This window comes from Thermosipho sp. 1070, assembly GCF_001682135.1.
In the GTDB taxonomy this organism is placed as follows: Bacteria; Thermotogota; Thermotogae; order Thermotogales; family Fervidobacteriaceae; genus Thermosipho; species Thermosipho affectus.
The window spans coordinates 1,381,703-1,399,412 of record NZ_CP007121.1; the positions used below are offsets into that span (position 1 = coordinate 1,381,703).

At 32.3% G+C, this 17,710-nt stretch carries 17 protein-coding genes and 1 other RNA gene; 6 read left to right on the top strand and 12 right to left on the bottom strand.

The window, feature by feature from the left end:
- Position 1: 1 nt before the first annotated feature.
- The 12 genes from Y592_RS07035 to rnpB all read right to left on the bottom strand — a co-directional run bounded on the left by Y592_RS07035 (position 2) and on the right by rnpB (position 11,445).
- Positions 2-661, bottom strand: a complete 660-nt coding sequence (locus tag Y592_RS07035) for a potassium channel family protein (protein ID WP_075666285.1) — start codon at positions 659-661, stop codon at positions 2-4.
- Positions 658-1,083 carry a potassium channel family protein gene (locus Y592_RS07040; protein ID WP_075666286.1) on the bottom strand — a complete coding sequence of 142 codons (426 nt, stop codon included), beginning with the start codon at positions 1,081-1,083 and terminating at the stop codon, positions 658-660. The genes Y592_RS07035 and Y592_RS07040 overlap by 4 nt, the downstream gene beginning before the upstream one ends.
- Positions 1,070-1,660 (bottom strand): response regulator, encoded by a 591-nt coding sequence (locus tag Y592_RS07045; protein WP_075666287.1) that lies wholly within the window; start codon positions 1,658-1,660, stop codon positions 1,070-1,072. The genes Y592_RS07040 and Y592_RS07045 overlap by 14 nt, the downstream gene beginning before the upstream one ends.
- Before the next feature lie 49 nt (positions 1,661-1,709).
- On the bottom strand, positions 1,710-3,662 hold the full coding sequence (gene tpiA, locus Y592_RS07050) for a triose-phosphate isomerase (RefSeq protein WP_088368932.1): 1,953 nt from the start codon (positions 3,660-3,662) through the stop codon (positions 1,710-1,712).
- Positions 3,663-3,728: 66 nt separating this feature from the next.
- Positions 3,729-4,727 carry a type I glyceraldehyde-3-phosphate dehydrogenase gene (gap, locus tag Y592_RS07055; RefSeq protein ID WP_075666289.1) on the bottom strand — a complete coding sequence of 333 codons (999 nt, stop codon included), beginning with the start codon at positions 4,725-4,727 and terminating at the stop codon, positions 3,729-3,731.
- 91 nt (positions 4,728-4,818) lie between these two features.
- Positions 4,819-5,535, bottom strand: coding sequence for a hypothetical protein (locus Y592_RS07060; protein ID WP_075666290.1), 717 nt, complete (start codon positions 5,533-5,535; stop codon positions 4,819-4,821).
- Positions 5,536-5,547: 12 nt separating this feature from the next.
- Positions 5,548-6,867, bottom strand: coding sequence for a hypothetical protein (locus tag Y592_RS07065; protein ID WP_075666291.1), 1,320 nt, complete (start codon positions 6,865-6,867; stop codon positions 5,548-5,550).
- Positions 6,868-6,880: 13 nt separating this feature from the next.
- Positions 6,881-8,185: a flagellar protein export ATPase FliI gene (gene fliI / locus Y592_RS07070; protein ID WP_075666292.1), complete on the bottom strand. Its 1,305-nt coding sequence runs from the start codon at positions 8,183-8,185 to the stop codon at positions 6,881-6,883.
- The gene (locus Y592_RS07075; RefSeq protein ID WP_075666293.1) at positions 8,178-8,861 is read right to left on the bottom strand and encodes a FliH/SctL family protein; all 684 of its coding nucleotides are present in this window, start codon (positions 8,859-8,861) and stop codon (positions 8,178-8,180) included. The genes fliI and Y592_RS07075 overlap by 8 nt, the downstream gene beginning before the upstream one ends.
- 40 nt (positions 8,862-8,901) lie before the next feature.
- Entirely contained in the window at positions 8,902-10,122 is a 1,221-nt protein-coding gene (gene ackA / locus Y592_RS07080; protein ID WP_077287768.1) for an acetate kinase, read from the bottom strand.
- Between the two features lie 22 nt (positions 10,123-10,144).
- Positions 10,145-11,080: a class II fructose-1,6-bisphosphate aldolase gene (fba, locus tag Y592_RS07085; RefSeq protein ID WP_075666295.1), complete on the bottom strand. Its 936-nt coding sequence runs from the start codon at positions 11,078-11,080 to the stop codon at positions 10,145-10,147.
- A gap of 43 nt (positions 11,081-11,123) precedes the next feature.
- Positions 11,124-11,445: RNase P RNA component class A (gene rnpB / locus Y592_RS07090), an RNA gene on the bottom strand.
- Positions 11,446-11,484: 39 nt separating this feature from the next.
- Here rnpB and Y592_RS07095 point away from each other — a divergent pair.
- From Y592_RS07095 to frr, 6 genes are read left to right on the top strand one after another with little or no spacing between them, the layout of a single operon-like run.
- Positions 11,485-11,967, top strand: a complete 483-nt coding sequence (locus Y592_RS07095; RefSeq protein ID WP_232218175.1) for a DUF4894 domain-containing protein — start codon at positions 11,485-11,487, stop codon at positions 11,965-11,967.
- A gap of 5 nt (positions 11,968-11,972) precedes the next feature.
- Positions 11,973-13,238 carry a cell division protein FtsA gene (gene ftsA, locus Y592_RS07100; protein WP_075666296.1) on the top strand — a complete coding sequence of 422 codons (1,266 nt, stop codon included), beginning with the start codon at positions 11,973-11,975 and terminating at the stop codon, positions 13,236-13,238.
- Between the two features lie 2 nt (positions 13,239-13,240).
- Positions 13,241-14,296: a cell division protein FtsZ gene (ftsZ, locus tag Y592_RS07105; protein ID WP_075666297.1), complete on the top strand. Its 1,056-nt coding sequence runs from the start codon at positions 13,241-13,243 to the stop codon at positions 14,294-14,296.
- Positions 14,277-15,974, top strand: coding sequence for a GspE/PulE family protein (locus tag Y592_RS07110; RefSeq protein ID WP_077287770.1), 1,698 nt, complete (start codon positions 14,277-14,279; stop codon positions 15,972-15,974). The genes ftsZ and Y592_RS07110 overlap by 20 nt, the downstream gene beginning before the upstream one ends.
- Positions 15,964-17,106 (top strand): hypothetical protein, encoded by a 1,143-nt coding sequence (locus Y592_RS07115; protein ID WP_075666298.1) that lies wholly within the window; start codon positions 15,964-15,966, stop codon positions 17,104-17,106. The genes Y592_RS07110 and Y592_RS07115 overlap by 11 nt, the downstream gene beginning before the upstream one ends.
- A gap of 45 nt (positions 17,107-17,151) precedes the next feature.
- Positions 17,152-17,709, top strand: coding sequence for a ribosome recycling factor (gene frr, locus Y592_RS07120; protein WP_075666299.1), 558 nt, complete (start codon positions 17,152-17,154; stop codon positions 17,707-17,709).
- The last annotated feature ends 1 nt before the right edge of the window (position 17,710 follow it).

Genomic DNA, 17,710 nt, shown 5'->3' on the forward strand with positions numbered 1-17,710 from the left:
TTTATTCCTCCGTTAATATATTTAATATTTCAGTTTGAGCAGTTGGAAGACCTACAATATAGAGTCTATCATTTGCTTTTATTTGAGTGTTACCGTGTGGAATTATAACTTCTCCTTTTCTTAGAATTCCTCCCACTACACATTCGTGTGGAAGATTTAAATCTTTTAAGTATTTTCCAACAGCTTTAGAGGTTTCAGGGATATCTACTTTCAAAAATGATAGTTTTCCTTCTTCAATTGAAAGAAATTCTTCAAGTTCTTTTCCAAAAAGAAGATTTTCTACTGCCTTTTGCAGCATGGTAGTTGTACTTACAACTGCTGTGATTCCCAATTTTTCAAAAAGTTCTATATTGTCTGGATTGTTAACTAGAGTTACTATGTTTTTTACTCCGAATATTTTTCTGGCGTATTGGGTTATTATTAGGTTTTCTTTATCTTTGTTTGTTAAAACTACGATTATATCTTCTTCTTCTATATCAAGTTGTTCTAGTAATTTCTTTTTTGTTGCATCTCCGTGTATTACTATTGCTTTTAAATCACGTGCAAAATCCTCACATACTTTTTGGTCTTTATTTACCAAATATGTCTTATATCCTTTACTCGAAAAGGATTTTGCCATAAAGTATGCGATTTTTTCGCCACCTATTATGACAACTTTCATAGCAAATCACCAACCAATATTCGCTTTAATTCACCAATTATAAGTAGAGTTGGAGAAATAATTTCAATATCGTACTCTTGAAATAAACTTACATTATCTGGATCATAGACCCTCGTAATTATTTTTTTTGCTCCAAAATAATATTTGCACATTAAAGAAATAAGAAAATTTGTATTGTCGTCGTGAGTAAGCACCAAGACATAGTCTGCTTTGTTTATTTTGGCATTTTCAAGTACGTCTTTTTCAGTGGCATCACCCACAATAGAAAATCCCGTGAAATCTGGTGATAAATTTTCAAATGAGCTTTCTTCCTTATCAATTACAACTACACTGTGTCCCATAGAAGATGCAATACTTGACACGTTACCGCCAACTTTACCACAGCCAATTATTACAAGGTAAAGTTCGTCAATTTTTTTCATTGTTTTCCTCCTCATCAAGGGCTTTTGCGGCTTTTAAATGTTTTTCGGCAAGACTAATGTTTCCCCTTTTCTTTAGTAATTCGTACATCAAATAATGTGGAATAGGCGAAGAAGGAAGTATGTAAAACATTTGTTTTATCATTTTTTCTGCTTTGTTTAATTCTCCTAATTCTAAATATTTATTTGCATTTCTTAATGCTTTATCAAATGAATCTTTTTGCTCTTCGATTAAACTTTTTACTTTTTTTGTTAATTCATCTTTTGTAAAAGGTTTTGAAAGAAAATCTACTTTGTCATATTTAAAAATTTCAGATAATATTTCTGGTTTTACATATGCAGATACAACTAAAATAGGGCACTCGTATGCGTTGTTGCGTAATTCCCTAATTAATTCCAAGCCTGATTTTCCTGGAAGTTTTAAATCGGTGATAATAAGGTCGTACTTTACTTTATTTTCCACGATCTTTTTTAAAGCTTCCTCTACACTAATGAGTGAATCAATTTCATATTCATCTAAAAATTTCTCTATAAGCAATCTTACATTTCTTTCATCATCAATAATGAGTATTTTTCTCATTAGGTACCCTCCTAAAAAAAGAAACTAGGGGGAATCCCCCTAGCTTTTATTATATCACTATTTTCATTATTTTGCCAAGTTCTATGAAACTTTCTTTTAGACTTGCACCACCCACTAAACCACCATCAATATCTGGTTGTATTATTAATTTAAAGAAATTATTTGGTTTAATACTTCCACCGTACAATATTCTTATCTTTTCTGAGGCTTCATCACCGTACATTTCTTTAATCAAGTTTCTTATAAATTTGTGCACTTCTTGTGCTTGATGTGGAGTTGCAACTTTACCCGTACCAATTGCCCAAACCGGCTCATAGGCGATTATTACTTTTTCGATATCCTTAACTCCTTTTAGTCCTTTTTTTATTTGTGTTTCAATAACAGCAAATGTAAGATTATTTTCCCTTTCTTCTAATTTTTCGCCCACACAGAAGATGGGATTTAAACCAACTTCTAGGGCTTTTAATATTTTTTTGTTGATTAATTCATCGGATTCTCTAAAGATATTTCTTCTTTCGCTGTGACCTAAAATAACGTATTCTACACCAGCATCTTTAAGCATTTTCCAAGAAATTTCTCCTGTAAATGCACCTTCATCTTCAGAATACATGTTCTGAGCTGCAAGTTTTATGTTTGAATCTTTTAATATTTCATATACAGCAGGAATTGATATAAATGTTGGTGCTATTATTACATCAAATCCTTTCATTTTTGCAAACCCATTTAGTAATATAGATGCAAAATGCATGGATTCAGAAGGAGTTTTATTCATTTTCCAATTACCTGCAAGAATTAATCTTCTATTTTTTTTTTTATTAGCTATAGCTGCAATACCAGGTAGTTCTTTTCCTTCTAGGAATTCAAGAGATGCGCCACCTCCAGTTGAGACATGTGAGACTTTATCTTTTAATTTAAATTTAGCTATAGCTGCTGCACTATCACCACCACCAATAATTGTTGTTGCTCCTTTTTCAGTTTCATTTGCGATAGCAAGAGCTATCTCTTTTGTTCCATTTTCAAAGTCTTCAATTTCAAATACTCCCATAGGTCCATTCCATGCAATTGTTTTTGCATTTGCTATTTTTTCTTCAAAGAGGTTTATTGATTCTGGACCAATATCAAGGCCCATCCAACCTTCTGGAATGCCTTCATCAATCTTGAATATTTTTTTCTCAACACCACTTTCTATTTTTTGTGCGCATACGGCATCTACGGGTAATATAAATTCTACTCCTTTTTCTTTTGCAGAATCGAGAATTTTTTTTGCAAGATCTAATTTGTCTTCTTCAACCAATGAGGAACCAACATCTTTTCCAAGCGCCTTTAAGAAAGTAAACATCATTGCTCCACCGATTAAAATCTTGTCGGCTTTGTTTAATAGATTGGTTATAACACCTATTTTGTCTGAAACTTTTGCACCACCGAGAATTACTACGTATGGTTTTTCTGGATTTGATGTTGCTTTGGAAAGAAACTTTATTTCTTTTTCCATTAAAAACCCTGCTACACTTGGGATGTATTGGGCAATGCCGACATTACTTGCATGTGCTCTATGTGCTGTTCCAAAGGCGTCATTTACGTGTATATCTGCAAGCTCAGCCCATTTTTTGGCAAGTTCTGGATCATTTTTTGTTTCACCTTTATCAAAACGGGTATTTTCAAGAAGAATAATATCTCCAGGGTTTGCATTTGCAATTGCTTTATTTACAGGTTCACCGTATAATTCTGGAACAAATATTACTTCTTTATCCAGTAGTTCACTGAGTCTTTGAGCAACAGGTTTAAGTGAAAATTCAGGTTTTCTTTCACCTTTTGGTCTTCCAAGATGTGACAAAAGAATAACTAATGCTCCATTTTCAATTGCATATTTTATTGTAGGTAGTGCCTCTACAATTCTTGTATCATCTGTTATGATTCCATCTTTTAAAGGGACATTAAAATCTACTCTCATAATTAATTTTTTACCATTTAAATCTAAATCCTTGATTGTCATTTTTTCCATTGATATTTCCCTCCCTTTTAACAATGGGGGCAGCTTTGCCCCCATTGGTATTAAAAATGGAATAGATTATAACATTTTTTCTACAAGTTCTAGTGTATCTACGACTCTACAAGTGTATCCGTACTCATTGTCGTACCAAGAGAAAATGTTTACCAATTTTCCATCCATTACTTTTGTAAGGGTAGAATCAAAGATTCCTGCATATCTTGTACCAACTATATCTCCACTTACTATTGGTTCAGTATTGTATCCTATAATACCTTTTAATTTGCCTTCTGTTGCTTTTCTTACGACTTCGTTTACTTCTTCTGTGGTAGTTTCTTTTTCAACTATTATACTTAAGTTTGTAAGTGAACCAACTGGTGTTGGTACCCTTATTGCCATACCATCGAGTTTTCCTTTCAATTCTGGAACAACCAAAGCAACGGCTTTTGCAGCACCTGTTGTTGTAGGAATAATATTTATAGCAGCAGCTCTTGCCCTTCTTAAGTCTTTGTGTGGAAGATCAAGTATTCTCTGGTCATTTGTATATGAGTGAACTGTTATAAGATGACCTGTTACAATTTTAAATTCATCGTTAATTACTTTTGCAATAGCTGCTATAGAGTTTGTTGTACAAGATGCACATGAAATAATTGCATGCTCAGGTTTTAATTGTTCTTCATTACATCCTAAAACTACTGTAATATCTTCACCTTTTGCGGGAGCGGTAATAACAACTTTTTTTGCACCTGCCTTGATGTGCTTTTCTGCTCCTTCTCTTTTTCTAAATACACCTGTAGATTCGACTACAACGTCAATTCCTAAATCTTTCCATGGAAGATTTTCTGGATCTTTTTCAGCAAATATTTTGATTTCTTTACCATCAATAATAATGGAGTTTTCTGTTGCTTTTACTTCGTTGGGTAAAATCTTGTGTACCGAATCATATTTGAAAAGATGAGCTAATGTTTTTGCATCGGTTAAATCGTTAATGGCTACAACTTCAATGTCGCTATTGCGGCGTATGAGTTCCCTAAGTACTAACCTTCCAATTCTTCCAAATCCGTTAATGGCTATTCTCATGTTTTCCCTCCTTTTTTCATGGTCCTCGTGAAAAATTTTACTATCTTTTTTTGACATCCAATCTACAAATTCAATAAAATTTTTGTTACAATTAGAATAAAAATTCTATGGTATGGATATTTTCTGGGTTTACAAACATTACACCTACTGCCGTTTCAATTAAAAAACTATTAGATTCAAATTTAAGTATCTTTGCGTGTATTTTCGCGCCATCTCTTAATGTAAATACTATGTTGTATTTTGTATTTTCAGGGTAAATTATTAATTTAATTAAGCTGGTTGGGATGGATATAATACCTTTTTCTACGGTGAATGTGATTACGTCACCAAGTCTTGAAGAAAAGTTTGCACTAAATGTTCCTCCTGTTTTTAAAGTAATTTTTAATTTATCAGTTTTCCCTGGGATAATGGATGTATACTGTTTGTTTTCAGTATTTTTTTGTGTTTCTACAAAATTAGAGTATTTAATAGCATCTCTACTTGAAAACACAAATGTTCCGTTATTTGGTAGAAGTACAGTGCCTGAATTTCCATCAAACTTTGTGAGTTTTCCGGGAATATTGATCCATTCATTTTCGTTTGGTTCGATCCATGCGCCAGCTATTGGAGTAGCACTTTCATCGAAATATACTTCTTTTATCAAATCTGTGTACGATACAATTTGTCCTACAATAGATTTAATGCTTATAATATTTGAATTAATAGTCTGTATTTCTCCTTTTATTTGACTGCCATCTTTGAGAACTATAGTATCTGAAAAAGCTAATATTGTAATCAAAGTTAAAAGTGTAATAAAGATCTTTTTCATTGTTTTTCCTCCTTATATTTCAATTTTAAAAAATATACTTAGTTCTAAGATGTTTTTTTGTTCATTTGAGGGGGCAAAGTATGGTAAGCCATTTGCATCGTTTGCATCCACTTTCTTTAAAACATTAAATATCTTTCCAATTTTGGAGTTAAATCCTAAACTAATTATATCAAATTTTTTAAGGACACTGAAATGTAAAAATACACTTTTTTCAAGTTTGGATTCGTTAAGCAAATTAAAATTTGGATCAAATGTGTCTTTGTCTGTCCAAGGATTTATTGGTGATTTTGTTCCAGAGATTACCAACTCAATTGCGGTGTTCAATTTTATTTTGTCTATGTATTCTGCTTCTATCATAAAAGCAAGATTATTTTCTCCATATTTGTATCCAATGTATATATCTTGATAATCTATGGGAAAGTTGTTAAGCTCCAACGTGTTGTAATATGTATAACCATAATAAAATGCGTTACTTGATTCATCGATGCTAGATGGTTGAAATGTGTATTTTGTTGCCCCTGCATGAAAAATCTTTAATTTTATCTTTTCAAGCATTAAAGTGCTTCCAAAAGACCAGGCTATTTTGTCTACTGTATTGTGTTCTGGATTAAAAAACCTGTTTGCGTTAAAGTCATCTATTAAAATCTGTCCGTATAAGTTATAGTACTTACTTTTATATTTTGCAAAAAACCCCATTAAACTGTTATCATTAAATGAATTTCCATATATGTTGTTTATTCTATAGATTTGTATAAAAAAGTTTGGTAAGGGATTGGAAAAATATTCAAAATCAAATATTCTATGAACATATACTGCTGCTTCTTCAAATCCAAATGTAAAGTTATGGATTTTTATAGCGTAATATTTTAAATTAATGCCTTTGTCAATAAAACCATTTTTGTTGTATGTTGCTAGTATATACCTTGACTCGTATAGAAAATTAGAATCTTCATATTTTATTGATGCTTCAGGTTTTGAATGGCCGAGGGAGGATATGAATAGGGAATAAGGTGAATCTATCACGTCATAATTTTCGAAATTTCCGAATTTGATTTTTAGATTATTTTGAGTAATTACAATGCCAGCATTTTTTATTTTTATATAATAATCCCCATAAAATTGTGGATAAAATGGGAGAAATTTCCCGTCATTTGACAATTTCATAGATGCCATGAATGAAAAATTATTGTTTGTGTAGGAAAATTCAGGTATAAAGGTATTTGAAAAGTATTTTATTCCGTTGTATAGGGAATTTTCATATGTTAGAGAAAATTTTACGGCGAATAAAAAAGCGGGAAAAGAAATAATCAAAATAAACAAAAACTTTTTCATTAATTTTCCTCCCCTAAATTTTTTTTGCGATTGAAATCAAGTATTGTACCGTGTCTTCAAAGGACATACTTTCATCGATTGATTGTTTTAGAAATTTATTTATTTCTTCTATAAGTTCAATTGATTTGTCTATTTTAGGATTGGTACCTTTTTTATATGCACCAACATCTATTAAATCTTTTGCATCGTAATATGTTGCAACTAAGTCTCTAAGTTTCATAGCGGCAATCTTGTGTTCTTTAGTAACAATGTCGTTCATTAATCTGCTCACACTCATTAATATGTCAATGGCTGGATAATGGGCTGATTCTGCAAGTTTTCTTGATAGTATTATATGACCATCTACAATTCCACGTACTGTATCAGAAATAGGTTCATTAAAATCATCTGCTTCTACAAGTACAGTGTAAATTCCCGTAATGCTTCCCTTATCGGAATTTCCCGCTCGTTCTAAAATTTTTGGAAGACCTGCAAAAACACTAGGTGGATAACCCCTAGTTGTTGGAGGTTCTCCAGTAGCAAGGCCAACTTCTCTTTGTGCCATTGCCCACCTTGTTAAAGAATCGACCATTAAAAGGACATTATATCCTTTATCTCTAAAGTATTCTGCGATAGCAGTTGCCGTTAGTAAAGCTTTAACTCTTAAAAGAGCAGGTTGATCCGAAGTTGAAACTATAACTATTGAGCGCTTTAATCCATCTTTTTTTAGATCTTTTTCTATGAATTCTCTTACTTCTCTTCCCCTTTCACCAATTAACGATATTACATTTATATCTGCTGAGGTGTTTCTGGCTATCATTCCAAGGAGTGTGCTTTTTCCAACACCACTCCCTGCGAATATTCCTATTCTTTGACCATATCCAAGGGTTAAAAAACCGTCAATTGCTCTTATTCCAACAGATATAGGTGTTGTTATTCTCTTTCTAATCAAAGGGTTTGGAGCTTCTCTTACAATGGGGATCTTTTCTTTTGAAAAGATCTTTTTACCATCCAGTGGTCTTCCAAGGGCATCTATAACTCTTCCAAGCAGCTCTTCTGAAACTGGGATACTTACATGTTGGCCCGTTCTTAGTACTTGACACCCTTTTTTTAATCCAGAGATGTCTTCAAGAGGCATCAGAATGACACCACTTTCATTGAATCCAACTACCTCCGCATATGCCTTTCTATATTCGGTAAGTATTTTGCATAGTTCACCAAGAAAGGCATCAGGCCCTTTTGATTCAATTGTTAGTCCCACTATTTTGTTTACTGCACCTATTTTTTGATAGGGTTCAAATTCCAATAATTTCTTTTTTAAAAATTCAAATTTATCCATTTTTAAGAACCTCATCTATAATTTCGTTGATTAATTTCATTTGAAATTTTAGATCAGTATTGATATTTCCTATTTCAGTTTCTGCGATTACACCAAATTGTACTTTAGAATCTTCTATTATTTCAATCCCTTTATTGTTTAGTTGAGAGATAATGTTAGGATCTAATAGTTTGATATCTTCAGGATTTAAGTATAACTTTACATTTTTCATTCCAGCGATGTGAGTTAAAATTTTGTTTAATTTTCTCTTTGTTATCTCTTCATCTATTTCTTTTTCAAGAATTTTTGAAATAATTATTTTTGTTAACTGGAACAAGTCATTTTCAAATTGTTCCACAATTTTTAGTATGTTCTCGTCGAATTTTTGTATTAAAAAATTTATTCTTTCGTTTAATTTGCTAATACTCTCATGAGTAGCCTTTTTTTGAGAGTTAATTAGATTTTCTTTTTCCTTTATCGATTCATCCAAAATTTTTTGTGCATCTTTTTTTGCTTTTTCAATTATTTCATTTGCCTTTTTTTGTGCTTTTTCAATTATCTCATTTGCCTTTTTTTGTGCGTTTTTAATAATATCAGCTTGTTGTTTTACCTCTTCTTTTTCTTTTTTTTCTTCTACATTTTTTTTGTTAATTACTTGAGGAGTGTCAATATACACGTATCTTTTTTTTATTATCATATTTAACACCTCTAATAAAGGGCTGGCGAATGCCAGCCGATTAATAATCAAGTTGTTTGAGACCTTTTTCAATTATTTCTTTTGTATCCCTTGCAATCATTAATTCTTCATTAGTTGGAACTACTAAAACTTTTGTTTTGGAATCAGGAGTTGAAATTATCATTTCTTTGCCTTTTACGTTGTTTTTCTCTTTATCAATTTTTATTCCTAGAAAACTTAGATAATTTTCGCAAATTTCTTCACGAGTAATTGGTGAATTTTCTCCTACCCCAGCAGTAAATGATATAGCATCTACGCCATTCATTGCCGCTGCGTATGCTCCAATGTATTTTGCGATTCTATATTCATATATGTCGAGTACTAATCTGCATAGTGGATCATTTTCAAGTGCTTTATCTTCTATGTCTCTCATATCAGAACTAAAGTTTTTGGACAATCCTAAAACTCCGCTTTTTTTATTTAATATTGTGTAGACTTCTTCGGCGGATAATCCTTCTTTCTCCATTAAGAATGTAACTATAGATGGATCAAGGTCTCCAGAACGAGTTCCCATAACTAAACCTTCAAGAGGTGTGAATCCCATTGAAGTATCGATACTTTTTCCATTCTTAACCGCGGCAATAGAAGCACCGTTACCAAGGTGAACGGTTATGATTTTGGAATTGTTATAGTCGAGTTCCAACAATTCCGCAGTCCTTTTTGAAACATATCTATGACTTGTTCCGTGGAACCCATATCTTCTAACTTTGTACTTTTCATAATATTCATATGGTATTGCGTAGAGATAGGCTTTTTTAGGCATTTTGGCATGGAATGCGGTATCGAAAACTCCTACATTTGGGACACCGGGAAGCAATTTCATAATAGCTTTTATGCCCATAAGATTTGGTGGATTATGTAAAGGTGCAAGGTATGAAAACTCTTCAATAGCATTTATAACTTCATCAGTTATTAATACAGAGCCAGAGAATTTTTCTCCTCCATGTACAACTCTATGACCCACTGCATCGATTTCGTTAAAGTCTTTAATTGCCCCTATTTTTTCGTCTTTTAAAATTTCTAGTACGGCTTTGAGTGCTTCGTCGTGATTAACCATGGGTTTTTCTACAATAAATTTTTCTCCGTTTTTTTTGTGAACTATTCTACTTCCAGGAATACCAATTCTTTCGGCTATACCTTTGCAAAGTACATTTTCATCATCCATGTCAAGAAGTTGGTATTTAATTGACGAACTGCCGCTGTTTACAACGAGAACAACCATCTTGATTCCCCCTTTTAAAATTTTAAGCTTTCCCGGCTGCATTAAGGAATTCCAATCTTTCCATAACTACTTCTTTCACAAACTCCATACCTTGTTTGAAATATTTTCGCGGATCAAATTCTTTTTCATTTTCAAGAAGATGTTTTCTAAGACCGGCAAGAAATGCTATTCTAAGGTCTGTATCTGTATTTACTTTATTTATTCCTAGTTTAACACACTCTTTAATATCTTCTTGTGGGACACCTTTTGCACCACCCAGATTTGCCCCGTATTTTTCTGCAAGTTCTACGAATTTTTTTGGTACACTGGATGCACCGTGTAACACCAATGGAATCTTAGTTAATTCTTTAACCTTTTTAAGTCTTTCAAAATCTAATTTTGCTTCCCCTTTAAATTTGAATGCACCGTGGCTTGTACCAATGGCGGGAGCAAGGAAATCTACGCCTGTCCTTTCTACAAATATTTTTGCTTGTTCTGGATCTACTAGAACATTTTCTTCAGCCATAACGTTGTCTTCAATTCCAGCTAATTGTCCTAATTCCGCTTCAACGGATACACCGGATGCGTGTGCCCATTTAACTACTTCTTTTGTAATTTCTAGATTTTTTTCGAAAATTTCGTGTGAAGCATCAATCATTACAGAAGAATACCCGGCTTTAATTGCAGCTGCAATATATTCTAAGTTTTTTCCGTGGTCAAGGTGAAGTGCAATTGGAATGTCTAGTGTTTCAGCGTAGTTTTTGACGGTTTCTACGAAAAACTTTGCTCCTCTTAAAGGATCACCATTTCCAGCGTATTTAATTGCCCCTTCACTTGTTTCTATTATTACGGGCGCCTTTTTTTCTGCAGCTCCTTGTAAAATAGCGATTAAAAACTCTAGGTTGTTAATATTAAAAGCGGGAACTGCGTAATAATTTTTACTTGCTTTTTCCAAAATTTCCTTTGTGTTTACATACATTTTTTCAACCTCCTTTTATATGAAAAATAAATTGTTTTTAATATTTAGGAGTGGAGCGGTAAGCCGGATTCTGTTGCTGGAGGCATCTATCTTGGGAATTTGTTACCAAATTCCTCGAGCGGTCTACCCGGGCTAGTGGGCGGGCCACCCAAGCCCTGCTTGACCTTGCTCCAGGTAGGGGTTGCCAAGCGTATGGATTACTCCATACCTGGTGAGCTCTTACCTCACCGTTCCACCCTTACCATATAGGTGGTCTTCTTCTCTATGGCCCTGTCCAGGGATTACTCCCTCCGGACGTTATCCGGTACCTTGCCCATGGAGTCCGGACTTTCCTCGGCAAGTGCCGCGCCTCCACGCTCCACTCCAGTTTGTCATATTTTCATAATTTTATGATAAAATAGTTTATGATGTTTGATAAAAAGATTATATTTTTGTGGAGCGTATTATTCATCTTTTTTTTGTTTTTCTATTATCCAAAAAGTAATTTAAATTATGTCGAGGAGTCTAATAACGTCCCTAGGTTTATTTTACCATATGAAGATAATTTGTGGATAGTTTCCTCAAATGGTAAAATAATTGACATAGTAGATAATTATAAAGTATTTTCTTCTTTGCCTGTGATTGTGATTCCTATAGATGAAATAGATTATTTTAGAGGGAAGGTTAGTGAAAAATATTTGAAAAATCTATCTTTTGGTATACCTAACTTTGTGTATGAAATAAATTTTGTTGAAAATTACATGGTATTAAACAATAATTCAAAAGTGTTTTTTAATGAGAATTTTGATTTTAAAGTTTATTTTGAAAAGTTGAAAATAGTGTATAAATATATTGAACCAAACGAGGTTTATTATTTTTCTAATGATAGGTTAATAAAGGCGAGGTGAAATATATGGGTAAATGGGATCCTGTAACTTCTATAGATATAGGTAATCATAGTATAAAAGGGGTTGTGATTAATTATTCTAATGATGGGAAAGAAGTTATTGCATATTCAACCATTAAGTCCAAAGGAATTGAATCAGGAGAAATAAAGGATGTTGTTGCGCTTAATGAATCTATGAATGTTTTGATTGAAAATTTGGAGGAACAAATTGGAAAAAATTTAAAAGGAGATTTTTTGGTCTCTTCAAGTGTGGGGAATTTCAAGCTTCAGGAGATTAGGGAAGAATTAATACTTACCGAATCTGAAAGTTCTGTTGCCGTTAATGAGAAACACGTAGAAGAGTTGAAAAGTTTGATTTTAGGAACTATACTTGGGGATAATAATAATGTTTATCATTCATATATAAAGAAATATATTTTGGATGAAAAGAAAATAGTTTTTAATCCTGTTAACATGAATGCGAAAAAGTTAGAAGGTGTTTATTCATTTATAATTGGTGACAATATGCATAGAAGTATTGTAGATTATGCCACAAGGGATACAATAGGAGAGGCAGAATATTTCATATCTCCTATTTCAGCGGCAGAAGCTGTTTTGACTAGTTTTGAAAAGGATAGTGGAGTTGTACATGTGGATTTGGGACACTATTCAACTGTGGTTACCATATTCTTGAACAACGCACCTATAAAATTTGTGAGAATTCAAAAATCGATTAGGCATGTTGTATTAGACATAGCGAGGGTTTTGAAGACATCTATAAACGAAGCAGAAAGACTTTTAAAGATTTATGGAATAGCTGTTTTTGAAAATATTGAACCAAGTGTTATAGAATACAAGGCGTTGGATAACAGAACGAATTTAGAGGTAAATAGAGAACTTCTTGCAAGAATAATTTATGCAAGATTAAGGGAAATTTTCTTGAACGTTAGAAAAATTTATAGAGATGCAATGTTAGATTATAAAGAATTTAAAGATTTGGGAATACCAGGTGGTGTGGTTTTGACTGGTGGAGGTGCTAAAATTTCTAGGATTACAGATGTGGCCTCCGATGTGTTGAAATGTTCTGTGAGAGTTGGAAGCTTTGTAAATACAGATGAATTTATCATTGAGGAGAATGAACAAATATTGTCTGATCCGCAATTTTCAGCGGTATTTGGAAATGTTTTGCAATTTGAAAAAGAAGAGAGTTCAGAATTTATATCCAGTAAGAATAAATCAAAAAATTCTTTTGGATTTGGTGAATTTTTTAGAAAATTGTTTAAGGGGGAATAAATATGGCATTTAATGTAAAAAAAGAAGAGAGTTTTTCAAAAATAATGCCTGTTATAAAAGTTGTTGGTGTTGGAGGAGCAGGTTGTAATGCCGTGAATAGAATGGTTGAGTCTGGTATAGATGATGTGAAGTTTATTGCCGTTAATACAGATGCACAAGTTCTTGAAGTAAGTAAAGCGGATGAAATTGTGCAAATTGGTGAAAAATTAACCAAAGGTTTAGGAGCTGGTGGTAATCCAAAAGTTGGTGAAGAGGCAGCACTTGAAGATAAAAAGAAGTTAGAAGAAATATTAAGGGGAACTGATATGCTCTTTATTACAGCAGGTTTTGGAGGCGGTACTGGTACTGGTGCAGCTCCAGTTATAGCAGAAATTGCTAAAAATTTGGGGATTTTAACTGTTGCAGTTGTTACTACACCGTTTTATTTTGAAGGTGATCCAAGGTGGAAAGCGGCAATGCAGGGAATTAGAAAAATACATCAACACGTAGATACATTAATAAAGATAAGTAATAATAAGTTATTGGAGGAGTTTTCTTCAGATATAACTTTTGTTGATGCTTTCAAAAAGGCAGATGAAACATTGTATCAAGGTATAAAAGGTATTTCCGAATTAATTACCAAAAGGGGCATTATAAATTTAGATTTTGCCGATATTGAATCTGTAATGAGAAATGCGGGAGCGGCAATGCTTGGAATAGGTGTTGGTAAAGGTGAAAATAGAGCTACAATTGCAGCGAGAAATGCGCTTGAAAGTAAATTAGTTGAACATCCTATTGAAAATGCAAATTCAATAATCTTAAATATAACAGCATCTAATAGTTTTAAATTACATGAGATGCAGGAAGCTGCTGTTATAATAAGACAGACATGCAGTGAGAATGCAGATCTCAAACTTGGTATAAATGTTGATCCTGAAATGCCTGAAGATGAAGTAAGAGTGACTTTGATTGCAACAGGTCTTGAGAGAGAAGAAGACTTTTTATACAGTCAAGAAGATATTCCTGCTTTGTTTAAATTTGGGTTGGAGGTAATGGGAAATGATGGAAAAAAAGTATAAACGATTGGGGGATATTTTAATTGATAGGGGGATAATTACAAAAGAAGATTTGGAGTATGCATTACAGGTTCAAAAAAAGACAAGAAAGCCAATTGGAGAAGTTTTAGTTGAATTGGGATTTTGTACTTGGAATCAGATAGTAAAAGCATTGTCTAAGCAGTATGAAGTACCTTATTTTGCCGAAAAGCCCAAAGTAGATCCAACATTGAATTTGAATATGAAAAGAGAATTGATGGAGGAATTAAGGGCAGTTCCAATAAAGCTTGATGGAGATAAAATAGTAGTTGTTACAGATAACGTATATAACATTTCTTTGATAAAAAGAAGGTTGAAGTTTCTTTTTGGAAAAGAGATAGAAGTGTATCTTATAGCACCTGATATGTTTGAAGAAGTTTTAATGGAAGTTTCATCGGAAAAAAAGATGGAGTTTGAAGTTTCAGAATCATTATATGAGAATGAAGAAGGAGAAGAAGAGGAAGAAAATTTGGGTGAAATAGAAAATGAAGATACCCCCGTTGTTAGATTAGTAAACAATTTATTAACACATGCTATTGAATTAGATGCAAGCGATATTCATATAGAGCCTACTGGGAAGAGAAATGTTGTTGTTAGATATAGAATTGATGGAGTTTTAAAGAAAATAACGGAATATCCAAAAAGTAGTCATGGTTCTGTTGTGGCAAGGATAAAAATTCTATCAAAACTTGATATCACTGAAAGACGAATACCACAGGATGGTAAGTTTTTTATGAATTTAAATTCTGAACAGTATGACTTTAGGGTTTCCACGATGCCATCTGTTAATGGAGAAAAGGTTGTCATGAGAATTTTAAAAGTTTCTCAATCAAATAAAAAATTAGAAGAATTGGGCTATAGTGATTATAATTATGAAAGAATTAAGCAATTGATAACTCATCCATATGGAATTATATTGGTTACTGGTCCAACTGGTAGTGGAAAAAGTACTACATTGGTTGGAATAATTAATTCCCTTAACGATGAAGCTGTAAATATAGTTACAGCAGAAGATCCAGTAGAATATACTATTGAAGGTGTCACGCAATGTCAAGTAAATCCGGAAATAGGTCTTACATTTGCAAAGTATCTAAGAGCCTTTTTAAGACAAGATCCAGATATCATAATGGTCGGTGAAATTAGGGATAAGGAGACAGCAAATTTGGCTGTTGAGGCATCACTAACTGGGCATTTAGTTTTATCAACGTTGCATACAAATACTGCAGCAGGTGCAATTGATAGATTGCTGAATATGGGGATTGATCCAAGTCTTATCAGTTCTTCATTGATTGGAGTAATTGGCCAAAGATTGGTGAGAAGAGTTTGTAATAATTGTGCAAGAGAGGTATCCCTTGATGGAGAGTATGCAGAATTTGCTAGAAAGCTTTTTCCTGAGATACCTTTAAAACAAAAAGTAGCAGTGGGATGTGAAGCTTGTAATAATACTGGGTATAAAGGTAGAACCGCTATTAATGAAGTTTTAATAGTAAATGATGAATTAAAATATTTAATAAATAATAGGGTATCACTTTCAGAGATAACAAAGTCTGCAAAGCGGGGAGGGATGCGTACTTTATTTGAGGATGGTCTTTACAAAGTTTTGAATGGAGAAACAACTCTTGAGGAAATTATAAGGGTGACAGGTGGAATGTATGAGGAATGAGGAATATAAGAAAAAATTGGAGGAAAAGGAAAAAAAACTAAAAGAAGAAATTCAAGGTTATAGAAAAAGAAGTATTTATATACTTTTTATAAATATAGTAGTTGTTCTTGTTATTTTTTTCTTGTTCAAAAGTTTGAATGTAAAAAATCCAAATTTAGTGAATGGATTTCAGGTTATTATTAAACATAAAACTGAGTTTTTTTCCAACGAAGAGATTGATGCAAAGGTTTATCTTATAAATACAAGAAATGCTTTGCAAAGTTTTGTGATTAATAATTTCCGTTTTAAAATTTTAAAAGAAAATATCCCTATATATAATTTCTACTACAATTCAAGTGTAAATTCTAATGTTGATAAACTTTCAAGTGTCTTGGTTTTTGATCTAAAGCGAGAAGTCACTATTAAGAATTTGACTGCTGGAATTTATAAAATTGTAGTTAATTTAAACTTAAATGGAAAAGATATAGAAGTTGAAAATACTTTCAATGTCAAAGAAGAAATATTAAAAGAAATATCTATGGATCCATTTTATATAGTTGGTGAAAAAATTTATCCACAAATTGTTATTGAAAATAAGACATCTACATCTGTGGAACTTAATGTAGAATCTTTAGAGTGGATTTTAGGAGGTAAATCATTTAAGGATATAAATTTAGGAAAATACAAACTTTTTAGTGGTGAAAGACTTTTTTTGGAATCTTCAAAACCATTTTTAGCCGAAAAAACGGGAATATTTACTTTAAAGTGTAGCTTAGTTATTAACGGACAGCTAAATGAGATTTTAAATAAATTTTTGGTTGTAAATGAGGTAGAAAGAAATTTAGAAGATTTAAAATTAAGAATATATTCCGATGAATATTTGAAGAAAAACTCACCTGTTAAATTTTCTTTTGAGATAAATAATCTCAAAAATAAAGAAAGGTATATTTTGATAAGAAAGGTAAATGTGTTAGTTCCAGAAGAAAATTATTCGTATGAAGTTAGTAATATGAAGGTTTTTTTAAACAAATATGGTGGGGTAACTTTATTTGAACTTCCTTTAATGTTTGAAAATAGTGGAAAGCACACGATAATTTTCAGATTAGTTTCCGACAATGAGATTTCGAAAGTTTTAACTTTAAATGTTCCGTGATATAATACATAAAGGAAAATAACAAATAATTTGGGAGGTGTTTTGATGAAGGAACCTATTATAAAGGAAACGGAAGAAAAGATGAAAAAAAGTGTGAATTCGATTGATGAAGAATTAAAAAAATTGAGAACAGGAAGACCATCTCCTGCACTTTTAGAAGAAATAAAAGTAGATTACTATGGGGTGCCTACTCCAATAAATCAGGTTGCAACGGTAAATGTAACAGAAGAACGTTCGTTGATTATTAAGCCTTGGGAGAAAAATTTACTTGGAGCTATAGAAAAGGCAATTCAAAGTAGTGATTTAGGATTAAATCCAATGAATGATGGTAATGTTGTTAGATTGGTATTTCCTACTCCAACCACAGAACAAAGACAGAAATGGGTAAAAAAAGCAAAAGACATAGTTGAACATGGGAAAATTGCCGTTAGGAATATAAGAAGAGATAGTATAAAGGTGTTAAAAGAAATGAAAAAAGATGGAGAAATTTCTGAGGATGATGAAAGAAGGTTAGAAAAGGAAATACAAAACTTAACTGACAAATATGTTGAAGAGTTGGATAAGTTATTTGAGAAGAAAGAAAAGGAGATAATGGAGTTTTAAT